Genomic DNA, 21,067 nt, shown 5'->3' with positions numbered 1-21,067 from the left:
CACGTCCGCAAAGCGGGCGGCACCGCGCGGGCACGATGACGGCGTTCGCAACAGACAGGCAAAAACGAGGGGCTCTTCCGCTGCGCGAACTGCCGTGGTGACGTCCGGGAAGGCGTCAGATCACAGAAGGAAGGCGTCGTGCGGAAGGGCGGTTGGTACTGCACGGTCGACTTGGATCCACCGCGGCCCCACCTCCTCCGGCCGGTCCCCCGTAGGGGATCACGTGTTGTCAGGACTGAGAGCGACGCTTTGCGTGCTGTCTTGACGGACGCCTCAGGCTATCAGCCGGGTGAGGAGCCAATCCCGTCCTTTGCCCGTTCGGGAGGCGTTCTATGCTCGCGGCATGGGAGAAATTCTTGATCTGGTCGAGGCCAGGCTCCGTACGGCGCTGGGCGAGCCGGACGCACGTGCCGAGGTGACCTTCCTCGGTACCGACCGCATCGAGGTGCTCCGCTTCGTCGACGGCGACGTGGTGCGCTACGCCACACTGGGCATGTCCGACCGGCCGATGGCCGACCCGACCTCGCCCCTCGCCGACCCGGTGAAGGGCCCGCGCGCCGAGCTGGTCCTGTCCGTGCGCATGGGTCTCGCCGACACCGACCAGGTGCTGCGGCCCCTCGCGGTGCTGGCGGCCTCCCCGCAGGTGGAGGGGCTGATCGTGGCCCCCGGGGCCTCACTGGACCTCGGGCAGCCGCTGTGGACCGGGGCCCCCTTCAGCTCCGTCCTGGTCGCCGAGCCGGGTGGCCTGGTCGAGGACCTGGAGCTCGATGCCCCGATGGAACCTGTGCGCTTCCTCCCGCTGCTGCCGATGACGCACAACGAGGCCGCGTGGAAGCGGGTCAAGGGCGCGCAGGAGCTGCAGGAGCGCTGGCTCTCGCAGGGTACGGACCTGCGGGATCCGCTGCGCGCGTCCGTGCCGCTGGACTGACGCGCGGGGCGCGGAAGTCCCCGCCGCGCGGACAGAAGGGGAACCGCGGGCGGCCGGCGAGCCGGTACGCATGCCTGTCTTGGGCCGAAGCCGCGCTGCGGACGGGTGATCGTCCTTGACGCGGCGACGACCGGAGAGGACGGTTGGGCGTTATGAGGGGCGAACCCAGTTGCCCGAAGTGCGGTGGCCGGGTCAGGGCGCCCGGTCTTTTCGCCGATGCCTGGCAGTGCTCCGCACACGGCCATGTGAACCCGTTGCAGCCGGTGGTCCCACCCAGCGTCGAGGCGCTTGGTGTCGTGGTGCACCGGGCTCAGGTGCCCGTGTGGATGCCGTGGCCGCTCCCGGTCGGCTGGCTGTTCACGGGTGCGGCGTACGCGGGCGACGACCGCACCGGCGGCCGGGCGACCGTCGTCGCGTGCTCGGGCCCCGGACCGCTCGGAGGCATGGGCGAGCTGCTGCTCGTCGCGGAGGAACTCGGCGTCGGGCTCGGCGCGCGCTACGCCGGTGTCGAAGGCCCGGACCCCGGCTCCGGCCTCCGCGTCGATGCGGCGCCGGACGCCAAGGTGCTCGCCGCGGGACACGCCACCGCGCTCTGGCACGTCAGGGACGCCCCCGCCGACCGTGCGGTCTTCGCGGGTGAGGCGCGGGGCCTCTGGCTCTGGGCGATCGTGTGGCCCGAGCAGTCCGGGCTCATGATGTACGACGAACTGGTGCTGACCGACCTGCGCGACGCGGGCGGGGAAGTGGACCTCCTGCCGTGCGGAGCGCTCACCCCCCGGCTGATCGCACCACCCTGACCGGCCGCGCCGCGGGGAAGGCGGCCCGGCCCGCAGGGACGGGGGCCGGAGGGGTGACGCCCGGCGGTTACCCTGGAGCGTCCCCTGTCCGCCCGCCAGCACCGGAGAACGCGTCGTGCGCATCGATCTGCACACCCACTCCACCGCTTCGGACGGCACGGACACCCCCGCCGAGCTGGTCGCCAACGCCGCCGCGGCGGGCCTCGACGTCGTCGCCCTGACCGACCACGACACGGTCGGAGGTCACGCGGAGGCGGCAGCCGCCCTGCCCGAGGGGCTCACGCTCGTCACCGGCGCCGAGCTCTCCTGCCGCGTCGACGGCATCGGCCTGCACATGCTGGCCTACCTCTTCGACCCCTCCGAGCCCGAACTGGCCCGCGAGCGCGAGCTCGTCCGGGACGACCGGGTGCCGCGGGCGCGGGTCATGGTGCGCAAGCTCCAGGAGCTGGGCGTTCCGGTCACCTGGGAGCACGTCGCACGGATCGCCGGGGACGGCTCCGTCGGCCGTCCGCACGTCGCGACCGCGCTCGTGGAGCTCGGGGTCGTCGACACGGTTTCCGACGCCTTCACCCCGGCCTGGCTCGGCAACGGCGGACGCGCGTACGCCGACAAGCACGAACTCGACCCGTTCGACGCGATCCGGCTGGTCAAGGCCGCGGGCGGCGTCACCGTCTTCGCCCACCCGCTAGCCGTCAAGCGCGGTGCGGTGGTCCCGGAACCGGTGATCGAGAGGCTGGCCGCCGCCGGACTCGACGGCATCGAGATCGACCACATGGACCACGACGAGGCCACGCGGGCCCGGCTGCGGGGGCTCGCCGCCGAGCTGGGTCTGCTGCCCACCGGGTCCAGCGACTACCACGGCAGCCGGAAGACCGTCCGGCTCGGGGAGTACACCACCGACCCCGAGATCTACGGCGAGATCACCCGGCGTGCCACGGGAGCGTTCCCCGTGCCGGGCGCCGGCGGACCGCTCGACGCCTAACGGGGTCCCGCCCCGCCCTCCTGTACTCCTCCGTCGCGTCCTCGCGCGCCCGGGTGTCGCCATGACGCACGGGCGCGCGCACCCTCCTGTTCGGCCCGTACTTCTCTCGCAAGGCTCACCGTGTTCGACATCGCTGTATTCGGATCCCTCTTCCTCACCCTTTTCGTGATCATGGATCCGCCCGGAATCACCCCGATCTTCCTGGCCCTCACCGCGGGCCGCCCCGCCAAGGTGCAGCGCAGGATGGCTCTGCAGGCCGTCACCGTCGCCTTCGGAGTGATCGCCGTCTTCGGCCTGCTCGGCCAGCAGATCCTCGACTACCTGCACGTCTCCGTGCCCGCCCTGATGATCGCGGGCGGGCTCCTCCTGCTGCTCATCGCGCTGGACCTGCTCACCGGCAAGACGGATGAGCCGACGCAGACCAAGGACGTCAACGTGGCCCTCGTGCCGCTCGGCATGCCGCTGCTCGCCGGGCCCGGTGCGATCGTCTCGGTGATCCTCGCGGTGCAGAACGCCGACGGGGCGGCCGGCCGTATCTCGGTCTGGTCGGCGATCGTGGCGATGCACGTCGTGCTCTGGGTGACCATGCGGTACTCGTTGCTGATCATCCGCGTGATCAAGGACGGCGGCGTGGTCCTGGTGACCCGGCTCGCCGGCATGATGCTCTCGGCCATCGCCGTACAGCAGATCATCAACGGCGTCACCCAGGTCATCCAGAACTCCTGAGGCCCGAGGGCCCGGACGCCACAGCGCCCCCGCACGGACTTCCGTGCGGGGGCGCCTCGTCTTCCTCAGCTCGTCATGCGCTCGAAGTCAGCGACGCGAAGCGATGCAAGGTGTTATGAAGCCGACGTGTCGGCCGGCCGGATGTAGATGCGCTGGCCTATTGCCGCGGCCTGCTGCACGATCCGGTTGACGGAGGCGGCGTCCACGACGGTGCTGTCCACGGCGGTACCGTCGACATCGTCGAGTCGCATGATCTCGAAGCGCATATGGCTTCCCTTCGTCTGATCCTCCTGCTGGAGAACTGCTGGGTGGACGGGCTCGCCGTCCGCAAGGATGAGGAGCGCAAGGCGTCTGCGTCTCGCGCTCCCTCGGGGGGTACAACGACTTGCCTGCCGCAATCATTCCCTACGCTAAGGAAATTTTTTGGATGTCTAAGTACCCGTTGGTAATCAGCCATGCGCGGACAATGAGGTCCGCATGAGTCACGCGGACACGCGGACGGACGAGGAGCAGGGCATCCGCGAGCAGCTGGACCGCACCAACCAGCTGCTCCTGCGCGTACTCGCCGAGGTGTCGAAGACCCCCTCCACCCACGCGATCTTCGTGGACGCGGGTTACGTCTACGCGGCGGCCGGACTGCTCGTCACCGGAACCGAGGACCGCCGGTCCTTCGACCTGGACGCGGAAGGGCTGATCGAGGCCTTCATCGACAAGGCCCGCACGATCTTCGCGGACAGCAGGCTGCTGCGCGTGTACTGGTACGACGGGGCCAGACGCCGGATCCACACCGTCGAGCAGCAGTCCATCGCCGAACTCCCCGACGTCAAGGTCAGGCTCGGCAACCTCAACGCCAACAACCAGCAGAAGGGCGTCGACTCACTCATCCGCACCGACCTCGAGTCGCTCGCCCGGCACCGCGCCATCAGTGACGCGGCGCTCGTCGGCGGCGACGAGGACCTGGTCTCGGCCGTCGAGGCCGCCCAGGGGTACGGCGCCCGAGTCCACCTCTGGGGCATCGAGGCGGGCGAAGGCCGCAACCAGGCCGAGCCGCTGCTCTGGGAGGTCGACAGCCAGCGCACCTTCGACCTCGACTTCTGCCGCCCGTACGTGACCCGGCGCTCCGTCACGATGTACGAGGACGACGGCCCGGCACCCGCACGCGAGGACGTCCGCTTCGTCGGCGCGCAGATCGCAGCCGGCTGGCTCTCCTCGCGTGGCCGTGAGGCCCTCGCGGACCTGCTGCCCGGGCACCCCTATCTGCCGGGCTCCGTCGACCAGGACCTGCTCGTCGAGGCCGAACGGCTCCTCCAGCACTCGCTGCGCGGCCACGCCCATCTGCGCAGGGCGCTGCGCGACGGTTTCTGGCAGCACCTCCAGGCGCAGTACTGACGTGGGACCCGCATCGGTGGTCCGGACCGGACCGGAGGGCCGGAGAACCGGTCAGAGGCTCTTCCAGAACGACACCAGCGCCGCCGCCGTCTCCAGCGGGCGTGCGGTGTTGGGGGAGTGCTCGGCCCCCTCGATCACGGTGCGGTGGGCGCTCAGCCGTCGCGCCATCCCGTCGAACAGCGGCACCGGCCAGACATCGTCGCGCTCGCCCGAGATCACGTGCACCGGGAGGGACAGCGCGGCCAGCTCGGCCACCCGGTCGGGCTCCGCGGACAGCTGCGCGCCCGTCGTGATCAGCTGCGCCGGGTTGTGGCGCATCCAGCGCCGGCGCAGGTCCTCGCCGTCCCCGGTGTCCGCGTCCTCCGGCGGGTCCATGGCGCGCATCGCCAGCCAGACGTCGGCCATGCTCCAGCGCCGGAGCGCGTCGCCGAGCAGCCCGGCCTTCTTCTGCTGGTCCAGGGAGATCTCGGCGGGACCGGACGACATCAGGGTCAGCGAACGGAACGGCGCGGAGTCCAGCAGCACGGCCGCGCGGGCGATCTGGCCGCCCAGGGAGTGCCCGAGCAGATGGATGCCCCCGGCCAGTGGGGCGTCGTCGAGCGCGGCGGCCTGAGCCAGTACGTCGCGGGCCAACTCGACCTGGGCGTAAGCCTCTTGCTCGTCCGGGCCCTCGGTCTCGTACTGTCCCCTGCCATCGACCGTCAGAACACGGAATCCGGCGTCGGCCAGAGGTTCGAGCAGCGCGATGAAGTCCTCCTTGCTGCCGGTGTACCCGGGCAGGAGGAGCGCGGTGGAGTGCGCGGCGGTACGCGGTGCGGCGTCCAGCACGGCGAAGTCCCCGCGCTCGGTACGCAGTACACGGGCGCGGGCGCAGGGGGGCGGGGTGAAGGTGGGCGGCCGGCTCATGGGGCCGAGCGTATCGCCGCCTGCCCGGGTGCGCCCGGGCAGGCGTACGGCCCCGGCCCCCGCACAGGCGGGAGACGGGGCCGTAGGCAGGAAGGCCGGATCAGCCCTCGGTCGTCTTGGTGGTGGCCGAGGCGCGGGAGCGGCGCCTGCGCGGCTTCGCGGGTGCGGTCCCGCCGTCCGCCACGGCCTCGGTCACCGCGGCGGTCTCCGCCTTCTCCGCGGACGCGGCGCGCGGGCGGCGACGACGGGGCTTGGTCTCCGCGACGTCCCCGGTGGCCGCCGCGGTCTCGACCGCCACGTCGGCCTTCGGCTTGGTGGCGGCACGGGGCCTGCGGCGCTGCTTGGTCTCGGAGACGGGCTCCGAGGGCGGGGCGATCTGGAAGTCGACCTCGTCGGCCGGCTTCACGACCCGGGTACGGCGGCGCGGCTTGGTGGCCACGGGCTCCGCGGCCGGTGCCGAGATGGCCACGGTCTGGAAGTCGACCACGGGCTCCGCCGCCGGGGCCGGTGCGACGGCCGTCTTCGTGGCCGCGGCACGCGGCGTACGACGACGGCGCGGCTTCTCCTCGGCGGCCGGCTCGGCCTCGGGGGCGGGCGCGGGTGCGGGCTCGACGACCGGGCTCTCGGCCACGGCCACCGCCGCCTCCACCACGGCCTCGGGGGCCGCGGCACGGGCACGGCGCCGACGGCGCGGGGTACGCGGCTCCGGCGTGTCGTCACCAGCCGCCTCGACGGCCGGCGCGGGCACGGTGACGGCGCCCTCGTCCAGGGCCCCACCGCCACGCGTACGGCGACGCTGGCGCGGCGTGCGCGGCGGACGCTCCTCGCGGGGAGCCGCGGCGGGCGCGGCGGCGGACTTGCGGCCGCGGCCGCCGGTCTCGCCGAGGTCCTCGACCTGCTCGGCCCGCAGACCCGCACGGGTCCGGTCGGCCCGCGGGAGGACACCCGTGGTGCCCGCGGGGATGTCGAGCTCCTCGTACAGGTGCGGGGACGTGGAGTACGTCTCGACCGGGTCCGGGAACTTCAGGTCCAGGGCCTTGTTGATCAGCTGCCAGCGCGGGATGTCGTCCCAGTCGACCAGGGTGATCGCGATGCCCTTGGCACCCGCGCGGCCGGTGCGGCCGATGCGGTGGAGGTAGGTCTTCTCGTCCTCCGGCGACTGGTAGTTGATGACATGGGTCACCCCCTCGACGTCGATGCCGCGCGCGGCGACGTCGGTGCAGACGAGGACGTCCACCTTGCCGTTGCGGAAGGCGCGCAGCGCCTGCTCACGGGCGCCCTGGCCGAGGTCGCCGTGGACCGCGCCGGACGCGAAACCGCGCTTCTCCAGCTGGTCGGCGATGTCGGCGGCCGTGCGCTTCGTACGGCAGAAGACCATGGCCAGTCCACGCCCGTCGGCCTGGAGGATGCGCGAGAGCATCTCCGGCTTGTCCATGTTGTGCGCACGGTAGACGTGCTGGACGGTGTTCTTGACGGTCGTGCCCTCGTCGTCGGGCGACGTGGCGTTGATGTGCGTCGGCTGCGACATGTAGCGGCGCGCGAGGCTGATGACGGCGCCGGGCATGGTCGCCGAGAACAGCATCGTCTGGCGCTTCGGCGGCAGCATGGTGATGATGCGCTCGACGTCGGGCAGGAAGCCCAGGTCGAGCATCTCGTCGGCCTCGTCCAGGACGAGGACGCGGATGTGCGAGAGGTCGAGCTTGCGCTGGCCCGCCAGGTCGAGAAGGCGTCCCGGCGTGCCGACGATCACGTCGACGCCCTTCTTGAGGGCCTCGACCTGGGGCTCGTACGCCCGGCCGCCGTAGATCGCGAGAACGCGGACGTTACGGACCTTGCCGGCGGTCAGCAGGTCGTTGGTGACCTGCTGGCACAGCTCACGCGTGGGGACGACGATCAGTGCCTGCGGCGCGTCCGTCAGTTTCTCGGGCGCGGCACGGCCGGCCTCGACGTCTGCGGGGACGGTCACACGCTCCAGGAGCGGGAGGCCGAAACCGAGCGTCTTGCCGGTGCCGGTCTTGGCCTGGCCGATGACGTCGGAGCCGGAGAGCGCTACGGGGAGCGTCATCTCCTGGATGGGGAAGGGGGACATGATGCCGACCGCCTCGAGGGCTTCGGCCGTCTCGGTAAGGATTCCGAGGTCGCGGAACGTAGTCAGGGTGCTGCCTCTTCTGTGAGACGCGGCCCGAGGCGAACGCTGGGGGTCGTACCGTGCCGGGGTTGGTCATCCGGCCGTGGATGGGCCGGGTGGCGCGGGACCACTGCCGTCGCTCGAGCGCTCGTGCCGCTGAGGGGGCCCCTCATCTGCGGTCGTACATGGTGTACGCCCGGCGTGGAGGGCTGTCGGGTCGGAGCCGATCGGGCCACCGACCGGGCATCCTCATTCAATTTCGCGCTTCTGGCACAGCAAATGCTCAGTAAGCGCAATACCACTGTACCCCGGATTCGCGCATGCGTGTTGGGCGAATTCATCGGAACGGTGTGACGTCTCCTGCCGACCGGGCCCCGGGGCCCGGTGCCGGGCGGGCTATTCTGCGCTCCATGGAGACGCCTGACAACGCCACTGAAGCATCCGACGCAGTGCCCGCACCGACCGGAATCGCCGCCCAGGACTGGGCCACCGCGTCCGCCGACCCGCAGTACCACGCCGCGGTCGTGGATCTGCTCGGCGCGCTCGCCTACGGGGAACTCGCGGCCTTCGAGCGGCTCGCCGAGGACGCGAAACTCGCGCCGACACTCGGTGACAAGGCGGCACTGGCAAAGATGGCGTCCGCGGAATTCCATCATTTCGAGAAGCTGACCGACCGGCTGACTGCCATCGAGGAGCAGCCGACCGCTGCCATGGAGCCGTTCGCCAAGCCGCTGGACGACTTCCACCGCCAGACGGCACCGTCGGACTGGCTGGAGGGCCTGGTCAAGGCGTACGTCGGCGACTCGATCGCAAGCGACTTCTACCGGGAGATCGCCGCACGCCTGGACATGGACACCCGCTCCCTCGTCCTGTCCGTGCTCGACGACACGGGCCACGGGAACTTCGCGGTCGAGAAGGTACGGGCCGCCATCGAGGCGGAGCCCCGGGTCGGCGGCAGGCTCGCCCTGTGGGCGCGCAGGCTGATGGGGGAGGCGCTCTCGCAGGCGCAGCGCGTGGTCGCCGACCGCGACGCCCTGTCCACGATGCTGGTGGGCGGCGTGGCGGACGGCTTCGACCTGGCCGAGGTCGGCCGGATGTTCTCCCGGATCACCGAGGCGCACACCAAGCGCATGGCAGCGCTCGGTCTCGCCGCCTGACGGGTGCCCGGGCCCTACTGGGCCGCCGCCGACCGCACCGGTCGGCGGCCCCGCGTCCGGATCAGCAGCGACAGGGTCACCGCCCCGACGAGCAAGGCGCCCGTGGGCGTCGCCAGGACATGGCCGGAGCCCAGTGTCGAATGGGTCAGATACGCGCCGAACAGGGCGCCCAGGCCACCCGTGACGAACACCACGCGGGGGGACGGGAGCCGGCCGGACAGTGAGCGGAGCGCGACCCAGGACAGGGCGAGTCCGAGCACGACGGAGCTGATGGATTCCAGGAGCACAGTGCGTCACCTCGCTTGACGGCGTGGAGTCGGTCGGTCTTAGCCGGTCCTACCCGTGGCCTGCGGGATACAACCCTTCGCGGCTCCGGTGAACCCCACCGAGGGAAAGATCGCAAGCGGATCCGGGGAAGAAAGCGTGGAGGCCCGGCGGAATCTTCCGCCGGGCCTCCACCTGTGCTGCCGCGTCGCGCGGGCTACAGCGCGCCGAATCCCACTCGCCGGGTGCTGGGCTCGCCGATCTCCACGTACGCGATCCTGTCGGCCGGCACCAGGACCTTGCGGCCCTTGTCGTCCGTGAGGCTGAGCAGCTGCGCCTTGCCGCCGAGCGCCTCGCCGACCGCGCTCTCGACCTCTTCGGCGGAAAGCCCGCTCTCCAGAACGATCTCGCGGGGCGTGTGCTGCACCCCGATCTTGACCTCCACGGCTATGTCCCTCCGACGGTCCGTCTATGCGCGGTGAACCGCGCCGTACGCAGCACACATTAGCCCGGTGAAGGGACGGACCACGGGTCGACCGGCAACGCCCGCAGCGAACACCGGCCCCGGCCGGTGCCGGGCTCAGTGCTGATCGGTGCCGTGCAGCGGGAATCCCGCGATGCCGCGCCAGGCGAGCGAGGTCAGCAGCTGCACGGCGGAGTCGCGTGGGATGCCGGACGGGCTGGAGAGCCAGTAGCGCGCGACGACCTGGGAGACGCCGCCGAGGCCGACCGCGAGCAGCATCGATTCGTCCTGGGACAGCCCCGTGTCACCCGCGATGACGTCGGAGATGGCCTCCGCGCACTGCAGCGAGACCCGGTCGACCCTCTCGCGGACCGCCGGCTCGTTGGTGAGGTCAGACTCGAAGACCAGCCGGAAGGCGCCGCCCTCCTCCTCCACGTACGCGAAGTAGGCGTCCATCGTCGCCTCGACGCGCAGCTTGTTGTCCGTGGTCGAGGCGAGCGCCGTACGGACCGCCTGGAGCAGTGACTCGCAGTGCTGGTCGAGGAGGGCGAGGTAGAGCTCGAGCTTGCCGGGGAAGTGCTGGTAGAGCACCGGCTTGCTGACGCCGGCCCGCTCGGCGATGTCGTCCATCGCCGCGGCGTGGTAGCCCTGGGCGACGAAGACCTCCTGCGCGGCGCCCAGCAGCTGATTGCGGCGGGCACGGCGGGGCAGCCGGGTGCCCCGCGGGCGCGCCGCCTCTGTCTGCTCGATGGCTGTCACGCCGCCTCCCAAATTCGTGATCGAACACAGTCGTACCGTGCACGCTGCGCCGTCGGGCCATCGTACTTTTGAGTAACCCGGGTGTGCGCGGCGCGGACAGAGAATTTCACGGACCGGACGCCTGCGACAGCCGCAGATGCACCGTTCTGTGCCGCAAAGCGGTGCGATCTACCGGTAATCGTCCTCATCCTGTGTCACAACGCGGGCCTGCTCCGCCGCATCCGCCTCGTCGGCGGCGTCGCGGTCGATTCCGCTGAGCGGTTCGTCGCGCTCCGGCCGGACGGCTGCCTGCTGTTCCGCGGTGTCGGCTTCGGGAGCTTCGGGGTCCGGTTCGTCGGGCTGGGGATCCTCGAAGGTCTCCGGGTCGGTCGGGTCGACCGTCATGGTGGCTCCCTTCCTTCACTTGCAGCCTAGGAGCAACGCCCGGGGGGCGCTATGCGGCCTGTGACCGCGAACACAGGAACCACCGCGTGATCATCTCGTAACATTGCCGCATGTCTTCGACCGAGCTCCCCGGTATCCACGCCGCCGCCGCCGCGGTGGCGCCCACGGTGAGTGCCGTCCGGGTCGCGGAGGGGGAGGAACTGCGCTCCGTCGCACTGGCCGGCCTCTCCCTGACCGTCCGGTCCCGGCCGGCGCGGGCGGCGGGACCCGCGCCCGCCCTCTTCGTGCACGGCCTGGGAGGCTCCTCGCAGAACTGGTCGGCCATGATGCCGCTGCTGGCCGACGCCCTCCACTGCGAGGCGGTCGATCTGCCCGGTTTCGGGGACTCCCCGCCGCCCGACGACGGCAACTACTCCGTCACCGGACACGCCCGGGCGGTGATCCGGCTCCTGGACGCCGGGGGGCGTGGGCCGGTTCACCTTTTCGGTAATTCTCTGGGTGGCGCCGTTGCCACCCGGGTCGCGGCCGTCAGGCCCGATCTGGTGCGCACACTGACGCTGATCTCCCCTGCCCTGCCCGAGATCCGGGTCCAGCGGCCCGCCGTGCCGACGGCGATGCTCGCGGTTCCGGGCGTCGCTTCCCTGTTCGCCCGGCTCACCCGTGGGTGGACCGCGGAGCAGCGCACCCGTGGCGCCATGGCACTCTGTTACGGCGATCCGGCACGAATCTCCGACGAAGCCTTCCGCCACGCGGTGGCCGAGATGGAGCGCCGGCTGGAACTGCCGTACTTCTGGGACGCCATGACCCGCTCGGCACGGGGCATCGTCGATGCCTACACACTGGGAGGGCAGCACGGGCTGTGGCGCCAGGCCGAGCGGGTGCTGGCACCGACCCTGCTCGTGTACGGCGGACGTGACCAGCTCGTCTCGTTCCGGATGGCACGCAGGGCGTCCGCGGCCTTCCGCGACTCGCGCCTGCTGACACTGCCCGAGGCCGGGCACGTGGCGATGATGGAGTACCCGGAGGCGGTCGCCCAGGCCTTCCGGGAACTGCTCGACGAACGCGGCGGGAGCTGATCCGGGGCGTGGGACGACACAGCCGAAGGGGGCCCGAGGCCACCCGGAGCGAAACCGGTGCCTCCACGGGTGCGGGTACGGAGCCCGGTGCCTCCACGGGCGCGGGTGCGGAGCGGGGTACCGGCCGACGCGGGCGGGACTCCGCCACGCCGCTCCCGAGGGGCGGACACAGCCCGTTCCGCGACGCGCAGCAGGTGCGCGGCGGACACCCCGAACAGCGTGAGCCGGGCGGCGGCTGGGGAACCGGGCCGCAGCCGCAGTACGGCGGCCGGCCGGATCCGGCCGGTCCGGGCAGCCAGGAGGTGTTCCGGGCGGGGCAGGCCGCCATCGCCCGGCAGCAGGCCGCCGGGCGCCGGACGACCGGGCCGCAGACCGGCGGTGCCGCGCTGATACCGGGTCCGCGCAGGGAGTTCCTGGAGGCGTTCGACACCGCCCCTTCGCGTCCCGGACCGCCGGTCACGCCCGAGAGCACGGTCCGCACCCCCGGGGGCCCCGAAGGTCTTGACGACGTCGCGGACGACGGAGGCGGCCCGGGGGCGAAGGGCGGCAAGGGCCGTGCGTTCACCGGGATCGCGGCCGCCGCAGTCACGACGGTGCTCGCGGTGGTGGTGGCCGGTCAGGTGGCGCAGGACTCCGGCAGCGGGACGGACGGCCCGCAGGCCGCAGGAGCCGGCCGGCAGGATTCCGGGGACGCCTCCCGCTCGCTGGACCGGGCGGCCCCCGAGGCGCACCGGCAGGAGGGTAAGCCCCTGTCGTACGCGCAGAAGATGGCCACCGCCTTCCCGCTGGCGCCCGACCTGAAGGCCTCCGGGAAGTTCGAGGCGGTGCCCGGGCTCGCCAAGGCGCCGGGCAAGGGCCAGAAGTACCGCTACCGGATCGATGTCGAGCAGGGCCTGGGTCTCGATTCCGCGCTCTTCGCCGACGCGGTGCAGAAGACGCTGAACGACGACCGCAGCTGGGCGCACAACGGCGCCATGACCTTCGAGCGGATCTCGTCCGGCGAGCCCGCTTTCGTGATCACTCTCGCGAGCCCCGGAACCACGGCGGTCTGGTGCGAGAAGTCCGGCCTGGACACCACCGAGGACAACGTCTCCTGCGACTCGGCCGCCACCGACCGGGTGATGATCAACGCGTACCGCTGGGCGCAGGGTGCCTCGACCTTCGGGGCGGACAAGCTCCTGGCCTACCGTCAGATGCTGATCAACCACGAGGTCGGCCACCGGCTGGGTCACAACCACGTGAGCTGCAGCACCCCTGGCGCCCTGGCGCCCGTGATGCAGCAGCAGACCAAGACCCTGAATCTGGACGGCATCAAGTGTCGCCCCAACCCCTGGGTGTATCCGGGCAGTTGAGCCCGGCCCGAGGGTGCGTTGTCCGTATGCTGGGACGGGTGTCTCATCGCGCGTTGACATCCGGGGCAGGGGGCGTCCATATTTCTCCGCATGTCACGCAGCCCAGCATCCTCCGAGCGCGCCGCCCTTGAGCTGGCGCTCCTCGGCGTGGCCGGGCACTGCGTAGCCGACGTTCTCTGTCGCTGACGCCTGCTCGAGCGCGCGTCGGCCCCTGACGAGCCCCTTCCGGCTCCTCGGCTCCTCCTCTGCCGCGCCCGGGCGTATTCCGTCCGCAGGCGCGGCACTTCGGTATCCGGTCCCCTTCCCCTCACCGGGGCGGGACCCGCTGCGCCCGCACGGGCATCCCTTCCTCCCTGCCGCAGCACACCGAGAGGTCATCTTCCGATGAGTCAGCCGTCCGTCATATCGCGCCGCGTGGCAACGAACGCCGCCGTCAGTCTCGCCCTGGTCGCCGGCCTTGCGGCCTGCGCAGGCCCTCAGGACAACGGCGGCGGAGGAAGCGGCGGCGGTTCCGGCGCCTCGGGCGAGCCGCAGAAGGGCGGCACCCTCACGGTCCTCAACAGCAATCCGCAGGAGGACTTCGACCCGGCGCGGCTCTACACATCCGGCGGCGGCAACGTCCCCTCCCTGGTGTTCCGTACGCTCACCACCCGCAACCGCGAGAACGGCGCGGCAGGTGCGGAGGTCGTCCCCGACCTGGCCACCGACCTGGGTACGCCGAGCAGGAACGCCACCGTCTGGACGTACACCCTCAAGGACGGGCTGAAGTACGAGGACGGCACGGCGATCACCAGCGCGGACATCAAGTACGGCATCGAGCGGTCGTTCGCCGCCGAACTGTCCGGTGGCGCGCCCTACCTGCGTGACTGGCTGATCGGCGGGGCCGACTACCAGGGCCCGTACAAGGACAAGAAGGGCCTCGACTCGATCGAGGTGCCGGACGAGAAGACCATCGTCTTCCGCCTCAACAAGCCCGAGGGCGAGTTCCCGTACCTCGCCACGCAGACCCAGACGACCCCGGTGCCGAAGGCCGAGGACAAGGGCACCAAGTACGAGGAGCACCCGGTGTCCTCCGGGCCGTACAAGGTCGTGTCGAACGAGAACGACGGCGAGCGGCTCGTCCTGGAGCGCAACCCGCACTGGTCGGCGGCCACCGACGAGGAGCGAAAGGCGTACCCGGACAGGATCGACGTACGCTCCGGCCTGGACTCCGCCGTCATCAACCAGCGGCTCTCCGCCTCGCAGGGCGTCGACGCCGCGGCCGTCACCACCGACACCAACCTCGGCCCGGCCGAGCTCGCCAAGGTCTCCGGCGACAAGGAACTCGCGGCCCGCGTCGGCACCGGCCACTTCGGCTACACGAACTACATCGCCTTCAACCCGAAGGTGAAGCCCTTCGACGACCCGAAGGTGCGCCAGGCGATCTCCTACGCCGTCGACCGCTCCTCCGTGATCAACGCGGCCGGCGGCTCCTCGCTCGCCGAGCCCGCCACCACCTATCTGCCGGACCAGAAGTCCTTCGGCCACACGCCCTACGACCACTTCCCGGCGGGCGAGACGGGCAACGCCGCGAAGGCCAGGCAACTGCTGAAGGAGGCGGGCCACCCCAAGGGCCTGACCGTCACCCTCACGCACTCCAACGACAAGGACTTCGAGACCAGCCCGGAGATCGCGACCGCGATCCAGGCCGCCCTCAAGAAGGCCGGCATCACCGTCGAGCTCAAGGGCCTGGAGAGCAACGACTACTCCGACACCATCCACAGCGCGTCCAAGGAGCCGGGCTTCTTCCTTGCGCACTGGGGGGCCGACTGGCCCTCCGGCGGCCCGTTCCTCGCACCGATCTTCGACGGACGCCAGATCGTCAAGGACGGGGCCAACTTCAACACGGGCTTCCTGAACGACGCGTCGGTCAACAAGGAGATCGACGAGATCAACAAGCTCACCGACCTGGACGCCGCTGCCCAGCGGTGGGGCGCGCTGGACAAGAGGATCGGCGAGCGGGCGCTGACGGTGCCGCTCTTCCACCCGGTCTACAAGCGGCTCGTCGGCCAGGACGTCAAGAACGTGGTCATCAGTGACTGGACCGGCGTTCTCGACATCTCCCAGGCCGCGGTCAAGTAACCATGTCGGAAGCCCTTCTGGTCCAGGAGGCGGGGGCGGCGCCACTCGCCGCCCCCGCCTCCGGGGCCCGGCAGTTCTGGCGGCGGCTGCGCGCACAGCGCGCGGCCACCGTCGCCGCTGCCGTGGTCCTCCTGCTCTTCCTGGCCGCGCTCGCCGCGCCGCTGCTCAGCGCGCTGGCGGGCCAGGACCCCGACACCTACCACCCCGACCTCGTCGACTCGGCGTCCGGCGGGGTCCCCATCGGCTCCTTCGGCGGCATCGGCGCGGACCACTGGTTCGGCGTCGAACCGCAGACCGGCCGCGACCTGTTCGCCCGTGTCGTGTACGGGGCACGGGTCTCGCTGGGCGTGGCCGTCGCGGCCACTTTCCTCCAGGTCGTCATCGGCGTGGTGGTGGGACTCGCCGCGGCCCTCGGGAACCGCTGGGTCGACCAGGTCCTCAGCCGGATCACCGACATCAACGTCGCCCTGCCGCTCATGGTCATCGCCCTGGGGCTGCTCGCCGTCGTACCGCCCTCGTTCCCCCGGCCCGTCCTGATCGCGCTGGTCATCGGTGGCATCAACTGGGCCGGTACGTCGAAGATCGTGCGCGCCCAGGCGCTCACCCTGAAGTCACTCGACTTCGTCTCCGCGGCCCGGCTCGGCGGACGCGGGCGGTGGAGCATCGCCCGGCGCGAACTGCTGCCCTCGCTCGCCGCGCCCGTCATCACCTACGCCGCGCTGCTCTTCCCCGTCAACATCACCGTCGAGGCGGCCCTGTCCTTCCTCGGCGTCGGCATCAAACCGCCCACACCGTCCTGGGGCCAGATGCTCACGGAGGCCGACACCTGGTACCAGTCGGCTCCCACCTATCTCCTGCTGCCCGCCGGCCTGCTCTTCGTGACCGTGCTCGCCCTGACCGTCCTCGGCGAGGGCGTCCGCACGGCACTCGACCCACGGGCCGCCTCCCGGCTGAGCATCGGCACGGGACGCAAGCAGCGCGGGGAACGTACGAAGGAGCGGGCGTCGTGACCGGATTTCTGCTGCGGCGGCTCGGCGGCGCCGTCTTCGTGCTCCTCGCCCTGACCGTCATCCTGTACGCGGTCTTCTACGTGGCCCCGGGCGACGTCGCCCAGATCGCCTGCGGTCCGCGCTGCTCACCCGCCCAGGTCGCCCAGGTGACCGAGCAGCTCCGGCTCGACGACCCCGTGTACACGCAGTACTGGCATTTCCTCCAGGGCATCGTCGCGGGGCAGGACTTCTCCACCGGCACGGGCGTGGAGCACTGCTCCGCACCCTGCCTCGGTGTCTCGTACCAGAGCGACCAGCAGGTCATGCAGCTGATCCTGACCAAGCTGCCCGTGACCGGCTCGCTCGTCATCGGGGCGTTCGTCTGCTGGATCCTGCTCGGCGTCGGCACCGGAGTGCTCTCCGTCCGGCGGCGGGGCCGGGTCACCGAGCGGGTCCTGACCTGGCTGACCCTGGCCGGGACGGCCACACCGGTCTTCGTCATCGGGCTGCTGCTCATCATCGTCTTCTGCTCCACGCTGCAGTGGCTGCCGTCGCCGGCCTATGTGCCGTTCACACAGGACCCCGAACAGTGGGCCTGGGGGCTGCTGCTGCCCTGGGTGTCCCTGGCGCTGATCGAGTCCGCCAAGTACGCCCGGCTGACCAGGAGCTCGATGCTGGAGACGCTCGCCGAGGACCACGTACGCACCTTTCGTGCCTACGGGGTCAGCGAGCGCGCCATCGTCGGGCGGCACGCGCTGCGCGGCGCCGTCGCGCCCGTGATCGCGCTCAGCGCGCTCGACTTCGGCAGCATGTTCGGCGGCGCGGTCCTGACCGAGTCCCTCTTCGGGATCCCGGGAATCGGGCGCGAGCTGGTCCATGCCGTCAAGGTCGTCGACCTGCCCGTGGTCGTCGGGATGGTGCTGGTGACCGGCTTCTTCGTGGTGCTCGCCAATGCCCTCGCGGACATGCTGTACGCGCTGGCCGACCGACGGGTGGTCCTGTCATGACAACACCGCTGGTCCAGGTCGAGGACCTCACCATCGACTTCGGTACCGTCCGTGCCGTGGACGGGCTCTCCTTCACCCTGGAGGCGGGCGCCGCCCTAGGTGTCGTCGGCGAATCCGGATCGGGCAAGAGCGCGTCCGCCTCCGCACTGCTCGGACTGCACCGGGGCACCGGCGCCCGCGTCACCGGGACCGTACGGGTCGCGGGTACGGACGTGGGCGCTGCCGACGAGGCACAACTGCGTGCGCTGCGGGGCGGGAAGGCCGCGATGGTCTTCCAGGACCCGCTCTCCTCGCTCGACCCGTACTACACGGTCGGCGACCAGATCGCCGAGGTGTACCGGGTGCACAACTCCGTCTCCCGCCGGGCGGCACGGGCCCGGGCCGTCGAGGTCCTGGACCGGGTCGGCATTCCGGACGCGGCCCGCCGCGCCCGGTCCCGGCCGCACGAGTTCTCCGGCGGGATGCGTCAGCGGGCGCTCATCGCGATGGCCCTGGCCTGCGAGCCCCGGCTGATCGTGGCGGACGAGCCGACCACCGCGCTCGACGTCACCGTGCAGGCGCAGATCCTGGACCTGCTGCACGACCTGCGCCGGGAGACGGGCATGGGACTGCTGCTCGTGACCCACGACGTGGGTGTCGCCGCGGAGAGCGTGGACGACATCCTGGTGATGCGGCACGGCCGTGCGGTGGAGCGGGGACCGGTGTCCGAGGTGCTGGGCGCGCCCAGCCGGCCGTACACCCGCGAGCTCCTGGCTTCGGTACCCCGGCTCGACGGGGGACGAGTCGGGGGCCCCGGACCGGGAGCCGCGCCGCCCGGCGCCGGACCGCTCCTCGAAGCCGTCGGGCTACGGCGGGAGTTCGGCCGGGGTGCGCGTCGGGTCACGGCCGTGGACGGCGTCTCGCTGACCGTCCGGGCCGGCGAGACCCTTGGGATCGTGGGGGAGAGCGGCAGCGGCAAGACGACGCTCGGGCGCATGCTCGTACGGCTGGAGGACCCGACGGCGGGCCGGCTCCGGTACGGGGGCAGGGAGATCGGATCGCTGCCGGAGAAGGACCTCCGTCCCTTCCGCCGCGAGCTCCAGATGGTCTTCCAGGACCCCGTCGCCTCGCTCAACCCGCGGCGCTCCGTCGGCGAGTCCGTGGCCGACCCGCTCCGCGCCGCCGGAGAGACCGACGAGACCCGGATCCGGGACCGCGTGAGCGGACTTCTGGAGAGGGTCGGCCTCGACGCCGGCCGGTACGAGCGCTACCCGCACGAATTCAGCGGCGGGCAGCGTCAGCGGATCGGCATCGCGCGGGTGCTCGCGGCCGAGCCGAAGCTGATCGTGTGCGACGAGCCGGTCTCCGCGCTCGACGTCACGACCCAGGCCCAGGTGATCGCGCTCCTCGCGGAGCTTCAGGGTGAGCTCGGCATCGGACTCGTCTTCATCGCCCACGATCTGGCGGTCGTCAGGCAGGTCAGCGACCGGGTGGCGGTGATGCGGCAGGGCCGGATCGTCGAGCAGGGTGCCGTGGACGAGGTGTACGGATCGCCACAGGACCCGTACACGCAACAGCTCCTGGCAGCCGTGCCCACGCTCGATCCCGCGCACGCCGCCGCACGCCGCGCGACCCGCTCGGAGCTGGCCGCAGCCTGACTGCGCGTAACCGAACACCCGCCTGCCGCAACAGAACGCGACCGGAGCGGGAAAGTTACGCCGGTTCACCCCTTTCGGTGGTGCGACGGACAACAGTCCGTCGCACCACCCGTGTGTCCGCATACGGTCGTCCCGCTGCGAGTCGCCGATCAACGGCGGCCGCCCACAAGGGAGATCGGGGGTGTGCTCGTGCGGATCGGACTCCTCACGGACGGTGGTTATCCGTATGCGACCGGTGAGTCCAGACTCTGGTGCGACCGTCTGGTCCGCGGTCTTCCCCAGCACGAGTTCGACCTCTTCGCGCTCAGTCGCTCCGCAGACCAGGAGCGACAGGGCTGGGTCAGGCTCCCCAACCGGGTCGGCCGGGTGCGGACGGCGCCGGTGTGGACGCACGGGGAGGACGCCCGGCACACCGGCGGTTCCAGAGGCCTGACAGGCAGGATCGCCACCGGTCTCGGGCGCTCGTACGGGCGGCGGGACCGAGGGCGCTTCACCGCGCACGTGACGGCGCTCGTCGGTGCGGTCTGCGCGGGCGCGGACCGCACCGAGGTGGCGGCCGGCCACTTCACGGACGGCCTCTACGGCCTCGCCGAACTGGCCCGGGACCGTGGTGGACTGCGCGACGCGCTGCGCTGCGAGACGACCGTACGCATCGTGGAGTCGGCCTGCCGCGCCCCCGGCACCCGGCGGACCGTCCACGGTGCCACCGTCCCCGACCACCTCGCCTTCGTGGCCGAGCTGGAGCGCGTCCTGCGCCCCCTCTCCCTCGACTGGTACGACGAGGACGGCCTCGGCGCCGTGGACCTCTGCCATGCGGCGTCCGGCGGGGCGGCGGCCCTGCCGGGACTGCTGGCCAAACGCTTCTTCGGCGTGCCCCTGCTGGTGACGGAGCACGGGGTGCCGCTGCGGGCCCACTACCTCGCGGCGCCCGGGTCCACGCTGAGCGCGCCGGTGCGCGCCCTGCTGGCGAACCTCCACCGGCTGCTCGCCTGTGAGGTATACCGCCGGGCCACGCTCATCACCCCCGGCAACACCCATGTCCGCCGCTGGCAGGAGCGGTTCGGCGCCGACCGGGGCAAGCTGCGCACGGTCTACCCGGGCATGGACGCGGAGCGCTTCGGAGCGGTGGGTGAGGGGGCCGACGAGGGCGGCCCCGGCACGCTGGTGTGGATCGGGCGGATCGAACCCGCCAAGGACCTGGTCGCCCTGCTCCATGCCTTCGCCGAGGTCCGCAGGGCCGAGCCCGACGCCCGGCTGCGGATCTTCGGCGCGCCGGTCCAGGGGAGCGAGGGCGACACCTACCTCGCCCACTGCCGGGCACTCGCCGCCCAGCTCTTCCCCGACGAGGCCACGGACCCGCAGGCCGTCGGCGACAACCCGGTCACCTTCGAGGAGATCGGCGGCCACGAGGTGCCCGACCTCGCGGAGGCCTACGCCGCGGGCGGCGTCGTCGTGCTCTCGAGCGTCGTCGAGGGCTTTCCCATCAGTCTGGTCGAGGCGATGTTCTGCGGCCGGGCCACCGTCTCGACGGATGTGGGGGCCGTGGTCGAAGTCGTCGGCGGTACGGGTCTGGTCGTGCCCCCGCGCAATCCGCGGGCGCTCGCCGACGCCTGCGTCGCGCTCCTGCGTGACCCGGAGCGCCGTGCACGTCTGGGCGCTGCGGCGCGCGCCAGGGCACTCGAACTCTTCACCGTCGAGCAGAACCTCGCCGCGTTCCGCGGGATCTACCTGGACCTGGTGGCGCACGCCCCCGCCCGATGGGCGACGCCGGAGGACCCCAAGGGCCCGGCCGGTCCGCCGCGCCCCTTCGCCATGCCGCCGGAGGCCCATGCGCCGGGGGTTCTGCCCCCCGGTCCGGTCGCGTCGGCGGCCGCGGTCACCGCCGCCCCGGCCTCCCCCGGTGCCACCCGGGTGCCGAGCTGGGCCATCGGCGTGGAGGGCGTGTGCGCGGGCGCACGCGGAGCCGGAGGCGGCGATGCGTGACGGCATGAGCGGCCACGAC

General features: G+C 71.7%; 21 protein-coding genes. 14 read left to right on the top strand and 7 right to left on the bottom strand.

Annotated features, from left to right (window positions below; all coding sequences use genetic code 11):
* The first annotated feature begins 343 nt into the window (after positions 1-343).
* The 4 genes from BFF76_RS17380 (at position 344) to BFF76_RS17365 (ending at position 3,433) form a co-directional block, all read left to right on the top strand.
* Entirely contained in the window at positions 344-928 is a 585-nt protein-coding gene (locus BFF76_RS17380) for a suppressor of fused domain protein (RefSeq protein ID WP_031091179.1), read from the top strand.
* A 152-nt stretch (positions 929-1,080) separates the two neighbouring features.
* Complete coding sequence (locus tag BFF76_RS17375) at positions 1,081-1,725, top strand: DUF6758 family protein (RefSeq protein ID WP_078850522.1); 645 nt, start codon at positions 1,081-1,083, stop codon at positions 1,723-1,725.
* Positions 1,726-1,840: 115 nt separating this feature from the next.
* Positions 1,841-2,707: a PHP domain-containing protein gene (locus BFF76_RS17370; protein WP_031091184.1), complete on the top strand. Its 867-nt coding sequence runs from the start codon at positions 1,841-1,843 to the stop codon at positions 2,705-2,707.
* 120 nt (positions 2,708-2,827) lie between these two features.
* Entirely contained in the window at positions 2,828-3,433 is a 606-nt protein-coding gene (locus BFF76_RS17365) for a MarC family protein (protein ID WP_031091186.1), read from the top strand.
* A 113-nt stretch (positions 3,434-3,546) separates the two neighbouring features.
* Here BFF76_RS17365 and BFF76_RS33005 read toward each other — a convergent pair whose 3' ends face one another.
* Positions 3,547-3,699: a hypothetical protein gene (locus tag BFF76_RS33005; protein ID WP_167359504.1), complete on the bottom strand. Its 153-nt coding sequence runs from the start codon at positions 3,697-3,699 to the stop codon at positions 3,547-3,549.
* A gap of 211 nt (positions 3,700-3,910) precedes the next feature.
* Between BFF76_RS33005 and BFF76_RS17360 the strand changes: the two genes are divergently transcribed.
* A complete protein-coding gene (locus BFF76_RS17360; protein ID WP_053930429.1) occupies positions 3,911-4,822 on the top strand; it encodes an NYN domain-containing protein in 912 nt (303 codons plus the stop codon).
* A 51-nt stretch (positions 4,823-4,873) separates the two neighbouring features.
* Here the strand turns inward: BFF76_RS17360 and BFF76_RS17355 are convergent, their stop codons facing one another.
* Positions 4,874-5,728, bottom strand: coding sequence for an alpha/beta fold hydrolase (locus tag BFF76_RS17355; RefSeq protein WP_031091187.1), 855 nt, complete (start codon positions 5,726-5,728; stop codon positions 4,874-4,876).
* A 100-nt stretch (positions 5,729-5,828) separates the two neighbouring features.
* Entirely contained in the window at positions 5,829-7,817 is a 1,989-nt protein-coding gene (locus BFF76_RS17350) for a DEAD/DEAH box helicase (protein ID WP_208604854.1), read from the bottom strand.
* Between the two features lie 449 nt (positions 7,818-8,266).
* On the opposite strand from BFF76_RS17350, the gene BFF76_RS17345 reads away from it, so the two are divergent.
* Complete coding sequence (locus tag BFF76_RS17345; protein WP_053930430.1) at positions 8,267-9,013, top strand: ferritin-like fold-containing protein; 747 nt, start codon at positions 8,267-8,269, stop codon at positions 9,011-9,013.
* Positions 9,014-9,027: 14 nt separating this feature from the next.
* On the opposite strand, the gene BFF76_RS17340 is transcribed toward BFF76_RS17345, so the two are convergent.
* From BFF76_RS17340 to BFF76_RS17325, 4 genes are all read right to left on the bottom strand, one after another.
* The gene (locus tag BFF76_RS17340; protein WP_031091195.1) at positions 9,028-9,300 is read right to left on the bottom strand and encodes a hypothetical protein; all 273 of its coding nucleotides are present in this window, start codon (positions 9,298-9,300) and stop codon (positions 9,028-9,030) included.
* Positions 9,301-9,494: 194 nt separating this feature from the next.
* On the bottom strand, positions 9,495-9,722 hold the full coding sequence (locus BFF76_RS17335; RefSeq protein ID WP_031091197.1) for a DUF3107 domain-containing protein: 228 nt from the start codon (positions 9,720-9,722) through the stop codon (positions 9,495-9,497).
* Between the two features lie 135 nt (positions 9,723-9,857).
* The gene (locus BFF76_RS17330; protein ID WP_053930431.1) at positions 9,858-10,499 is read right to left on the bottom strand and encodes a TetR/AcrR family transcriptional regulator; all 642 of its coding nucleotides are present in this window, start codon (positions 10,497-10,499) and stop codon (positions 9,858-9,860) included.
* 168 nt (positions 10,500-10,667) lie between these two features.
* Complete coding sequence (locus tag BFF76_RS17325) at positions 10,668-10,883, bottom strand: hypothetical protein (RefSeq protein WP_031091201.1); 216 nt, start codon at positions 10,881-10,883, stop codon at positions 10,668-10,670.
* 110 nt (positions 10,884-10,993) lie between these two features.
* Between BFF76_RS17325 and BFF76_RS17320 the strand changes: the two genes are divergently transcribed.
* The 8 genes from BFF76_RS17320 to BFF76_RS17290 all read left to right on the top strand — a co-directional run bounded on the left by BFF76_RS17320 (position 10,994) and on the right by BFF76_RS17290 (position 21,048).
* The gene (locus BFF76_RS17320; RefSeq protein WP_031091203.1) at positions 10,994-11,959 is read left to right on the top strand and encodes an alpha/beta fold hydrolase; all 966 of its coding nucleotides are present in this window, start codon (positions 10,994-10,996) and stop codon (positions 11,957-11,959) included.
* A gap of 8 nt (positions 11,960-11,967) precedes the next feature.
* Complete coding sequence (locus tag BFF76_RS17315; RefSeq protein ID WP_053930432.1) at positions 11,968-13,311, top strand: DUF3152 domain-containing protein; 1,344 nt, start codon at positions 11,968-11,970, stop codon at positions 13,309-13,311.
* A gap of 90 nt (positions 13,312-13,401) precedes the next feature.
* Positions 13,402-13,497: an Ms4533A family Cys-rich leader peptide gene (locus BFF76_RS34570; RefSeq protein ID WP_324605360.1), complete on the top strand. Its 96-nt coding sequence runs from the start codon at positions 13,402-13,404 to the stop codon at positions 13,495-13,497.
* A 198-nt stretch (positions 13,498-13,695) separates the two neighbouring features.
* Entirely contained in the window at positions 13,696-15,432 is a 1,737-nt protein-coding gene (locus BFF76_RS17310; RefSeq protein ID WP_065848563.1) for an ABC transporter substrate-binding protein, read from the top strand.
* Between the two features lie 2 nt (positions 15,433-15,434).
* Positions 15,435-16,442, top strand: a complete 1,008-nt coding sequence (locus BFF76_RS17305) for an ABC transporter permease (RefSeq protein WP_065848562.1) — start codon at positions 15,435-15,437, stop codon at positions 16,440-16,442.
* Complete coding sequence (locus BFF76_RS17300) at positions 16,439-17,428, top strand: ABC transporter permease (RefSeq protein ID WP_031091208.1); 990 nt, start codon at positions 16,439-16,441, stop codon at positions 17,426-17,428. The genes BFF76_RS17305 and BFF76_RS17300 overlap by 4 nt, the downstream gene beginning before the upstream one ends.
* Positions 17,425-19,065 carry a dipeptide ABC transporter ATP-binding protein gene (locus tag BFF76_RS17295; RefSeq protein WP_065848561.1) on the top strand — a complete coding sequence of 547 codons (1,641 nt, stop codon included), beginning with the start codon at positions 17,425-17,427 and terminating at the stop codon, positions 19,063-19,065. Before BFF76_RS17300 ends, BFF76_RS17295 begins: the two co-directional genes overlap by 4 nt.
* Positions 19,066-19,254: 189 nt before the next feature.
* Positions 19,255-21,048: a DUF3492 domain-containing protein gene (locus BFF76_RS17290; RefSeq protein WP_065848571.1), complete on the top strand. Its 1,794-nt coding sequence runs from the start codon at positions 19,255-19,257 to the stop codon at positions 21,046-21,048.
* Positions 21,049-21,067: the final 19 nt, after the last annotated feature.

Origin of the sequence: Streptomyces mutomycini, assembly GCF_001700505.1 — a bacterium.
GTDB lineage: Bacteria > Actinomycetota > Actinomycetes > Streptomycetales > Streptomycetaceae > Streptomyces > Streptomyces mutomycini.
Note: the sequence above shows the minus strand (reverse complement) of the source record. Positions and strands in the feature narration are given on the sequence as shown.